This is a genomic window from Pseudomonas sp. (assembly GCF_050739995.1).
Lineage (GTDB): Bacteria > Pseudomonadota > Gammaproteobacteria > Pseudomonadales > Pseudomonadaceae > Aquipseudomonas.
On record NZ_JBOICG010000258.1, the window covers coordinates 1 to 3,937 of the forward strand.

General features: G+C 61.4%; 5 protein-coding genes. 4 read left to right on the forward strand and 1 reads right to left on the reverse strand.

Going from position 1 to position 3,937, the window contains the following annotated elements:
- On the forward strand, positions 1 to 370 hold a 370-nt coding region (locus ACRESD_RS08650), incomplete at its 5' end, for an ABC transporter permease (RefSeq protein WP_431750541.1).
- A gap of 9 nt (positions 371 to 379) precedes the next feature.
- Here ACRESD_RS08650 and ACRESD_RS08655 read toward each other — a convergent pair.
- Complete coding sequence (locus tag ACRESD_RS08655) at positions 380 to 1,594, reverse strand: DUF2599 domain-containing protein (protein ID WP_431750542.1); 1,215 nt, start codon at positions 1,592 to 1,594, stop codon at positions 380 to 382.
- Positions 1,595 to 1,878: 284 nt separating this feature from the next.
- Here ACRESD_RS08655 and ACRESD_RS08660 point away from each other — a divergent pair, with 284 nt between their 5' ends.
- From ACRESD_RS08660 to ACRESD_RS08670, 3 genes are all read left to right on the forward strand, one after another.
- Positions 1,879 to 2,499 carry a glutathione S-transferase family protein gene (locus ACRESD_RS08660; RefSeq protein WP_431750543.1) on the forward strand — a complete coding sequence of 207 codons (621 nt, stop codon included), beginning with the start codon at positions 1,879 to 1,881 and terminating at the stop codon, positions 2,497 to 2,499.
- Positions 2,500 to 2,517: 18 nt separating this feature from the next.
- A complete protein-coding gene (locus tag ACRESD_RS08665) occupies positions 2,518 to 3,438 on the forward strand; it encodes a LysR family transcriptional regulator (RefSeq protein ID WP_431750544.1) in 921 nt (306 codons plus the stop codon).
- Positions 3,438 to 3,937 (forward strand): LysR family transcriptional regulator (locus tag ACRESD_RS08670; RefSeq protein ID WP_431750545.1); only part of this gene is annotated, 500 nt, incomplete at its 3' end. The genes ACRESD_RS08665 and ACRESD_RS08670, both read left to right, overlap by 1 nt.

The window sequence follows — 3,937 nt, forward strand, 5'->3', positions numbered from 1 at the left end:
GTCTCTGGGGATTGAGCGTATGACTCAGGAGCTGACCTCCGGTCGCAATACCATCGAGATGATTCTGGCCCTCGGTGGTTCACGCTGGGAGGCGGCGCAGGATGCGATTCGCCAGGCTGTGCGGGCCGGGATGATTCCGACGCTGAACCAGATGACCGTCGTGTGGATTGTCAGCTTGCCCGGCATGATGACCGGCCAGGTGCTGGCGGGGGAGAGCCCGGTGGATGCGGTGCGTTACCAGATCGTGATCATGTTTTTGATCGCGGCATCCTCGGCGTTGGGCACGGTAGGTGCGGTGTTGCTCACCTACCGGCGGTTGTTTTCCACGAGCCATCGGTTTTTGCGTGATCGGCTTGAGGAACGTGCCTGAGGTCTTGCCTCAAGTGTTGTTGCAGCCCTTGGCAATCGAATCCTCATTGGAGGTATACGGCCGCGAAGGCTCCAGGTTCCATTCCGGTTTGTTGCGGGCGATATTGAAGTGACAGACCAGTTGGCGGCGCATGCTGCCGACGTTGCTATCGCGGTTGTCCGGGTTGTCCTTCCAGTCGGCATCCAGGTAGTGGTCGCTGGCCAGCTCGTTAAAGAAGTTGTTGGTCTGGCCGTCTTTGACTTGGCGGCCGCAGTCGGTTGGGGTCACTTCCAGGGTCATGACCTTGCGACCAAAGCCTGGGTCGTCACGTTCCACCCAGGTTGCGCTTTGCACGTATCGCTCGCAGCTGTTCTTTTCGGTGATGGGCTGGATGACCTGCTTCTTGCTGTCGTAGGCGAATGAGGCTTCTTGCTGGCGGGTCTGTGGCAGTTTCATATTGATCACCGGCAAGTATTGGCCCACGGCTTTGTACCACTGCAACTGGTTCAAGCGGGCGCCTTCCAGGCCGGCGTCTTCGGTGTAGAACAAGGCCAGGATCGACGGCGACTTCGGCGGGTTTTCCTCCCACTTGGCCAGGCGCAGTTCGTTCTGGGTCGTGAAGGATTCGTCGGCAATCGTCGCCATTGCCCGGATACTCTGATAGAACGCCGGGCCTGCAGCGGTGTTGCGTTCGTCGCGCACGTCAAAGGAGCATTGGCGCGAGTGGTCGCCACGGTTCTGTTTGTAGTTGGCGCCCCATTGCTCGGCGGTGGTGATGCCTTGTTCATGGCAGTACTTTTCGACGACCCCCGGGGTTCGGCGTGAGTCGGTGCAGCCTTGCTGGTTGCGATCGTCGGTGGCCGCGTCGATGGGGAACGAGCACAGCACCGCATAGTCCTGATGGTCCTTGGGGTTGCCAAAAATGGTGTCGAAGATGAAGCCGCTTTTGAGGCCGTAGGCCAACTTGCGGTACTTGGAGTCCTTGCGCAGGTATGACGCGGATACGCCGCCACTGGCCTGGCTTTTCGGGCTGACGCTGTAGAACTGATAGTCGGTGGAGGGCCACGTGGCGCGGAACAAGACGCCAGAACACAGGAAGGCGGGTTTGGACGGCCCACCGCAGTCCTGGCGGGTGTCGTTGTAGAGTTGGTTGAGTCGAGTGACGGTATCGCTGCCTTGATCGGCATGGGCAGTGAATGCCAGCGCCGTGAGGGCCATGGCGATGGGCGTGCGTAATCCTTTCATGGGTATTGCTCCTTGAATACGTGGAGCGGCGGAACGATTCCTTGCTCCACTCGGTGCAGAGCGTAGACAGACTCTTGGCAACGCTCCAGTCGCTCCCGGGTGCTTGATAATTCGTGCCAGAACCTGTCCCCCTTTTGCCTGTCGGGCGCGCTTTGCGGTCGATAGACTCGTCGAGTGATTGTTTCATCGGGTGAAATGCTGGATTGTGAATCCTGGTGATTCCAACGGGCGGAGCAGCGGCGGAATATCCGGGGCGCCGATATCCCACTCTTTTGGAGCCTTTCATGATCAAACTCTACGGTTTTCCGTTGTCCGGCCACTCACACCGCGTCGAGCTGATGCTGTCCCTGCTCGGCCTGCCCACGGAGTTTGTCCTGGTGGACCTCAAGCAGGGCGCGCACAAAACCGCCGGTTTTCTCGCTGATATCAACAGCTTCGGGCAGGTCCCGGCGATTGACGACAACGGTGTCGTGCTCGCGGACTCCAACGCGATTCTGGTCTATCTCGCGGCCACTTACGGCAAAGGCCAATGGCTGCCGAGTGACCCCGTGGGCCAGGCACGTGTACAACGCTGGCTGTCGGCCGCGGCCGGTCAGTTGCATGTAGGGCCTGCGTCAGCACGCCTGGCCGTGGTGTTTGGCGCCGAGATCGACACCGTCAATGCCATCGCCCGTTCCCATGCCTTGCTGAAACTGGTGGAACAGCAACTGAGTCAGACTGGATTTCTGGTCGGCGAGCAGCCGACCATCGCCGATGTCGCGTTTTACTCCTATGTGGCTCACGCGCCGGAAGGCAATGTGTCGCTGGCCGACTACCCTCATGTGCGGGCCTGGCTAGCCAGTATCGAGGCGTTGCCGGGCTTTGTCGGCATGCCTCGCACGGCGGCGGGCCTGCAATCACAGTAACGTTCAGAAGGGGCGCCGATGGATCGATTTCATGAAATGCAGGTGTTCCTTGCGGTGGCCGAGGAGGAGGGCTTCGCCGCGGCCGCGCGCCGCCTGAAAACCTCGCCGCCCAGCGTGACTCGAGCCATTGCCGCCATGGAGGAGCGCATCGGCACCCAGTTGCTGGCGCGCACCACGCGCAGCTTGCACTTGACCGAAGCCGGCCAGCGTTACTTGGAGGATTGTCGGCGCATCCTGGCAGAACTTGATGAAGCCGAAGAAGCGGCGGCCGGTAGTTATTCCATCCCGTGCGGGCACCTGACGGTGACTGCTCCGGTGTTGTTTGGCGAGCGGTATGTAGCGCCGGTACTGGGGGATTACCTGGACCGTTTCCCTTTGGTGACGATCAACGCGTTGCTGGTCGACCGCGTGGTGAACATGACCGACGAAGGCGTCGACGTTGCCGTGCGCATCGGTCATCTGCATGAGCCGGGGCAGCAGGCCATCAAGGTCGGCGAGGTGCGCCGAGTGGTCTGTGCGGCGCCGGCTTTTCTCGATCAACACGGGCGACCCCGACATCCTGCGCAATTGCGTGAATTCAAGATCGCCACATCGTCCGCCAGCCAAAGGGTGAACGAGTGGGTGTTTGTCGAAACGGGCCAGCCGCTGACGGTGCCTATCGAGCCGCGTCTGGTGGTTAGCGCGAACCATGCGGCGATCAACCTGGCTCAAATGGGTTGGGGTGTGACGCGGGTGTTGTCCTACCAAGTGGCGGCGGCGGTGGCGGCGGGTGAGCTGGAAATTGTGCTGGAGGATTTCGAACCGGCACCGCTGCCGATCCAGGTAGTGTTCCAGAAAAGCGTCCGCGTGCCGGCCAAGGTCAGCCCGTTCGTGGATTTCCTTTCCCATCGCCTGGGCCAGGACATTGCTCTGAACCCGACGATGAAGCGGCGCGGCTGATGGAGCGTTACCGCGATATGCAACTGTTCACCGCATTGGCCGGGCAATCGAGCCTGGCGGCAGCGGCGCGCGCAGCTCACGTTTCCGGCCCGACCTTGGTACGGGCGATTGCACGGCTGGAAGCGCGCTTGCGCGTGCCGTTGCTGTTGCGCAATACCCAAGGTGTCAGCTTGACCGACGCAGGCCACGCTTACCTGGCCGATTGCGCGCGCTTGCTGGCGGCCGTGGAGGCCGCCGAAGCTTCGGCCAAGGGCTTGCATGTCGAGGCCCAAGGCAATCTGCGAGTGTTCTTGCCGTTACTGTTCAGCCGCTATGTGATGGCGCCGGTATTGGCCAGTTATATGGAGCGTTATCCCGGCGTGCGCCTGGAGGCGCACTACTACGACTATTTCCCGAACCTGCATGAAGAGGGCCTGGACGTGGCGGTGCTGATGGGCAAGTTGCCCGACTCGTCGCTGATCGCACGGCCGGTGGGGCAGGTGCGTCCTATCCTCTGCGC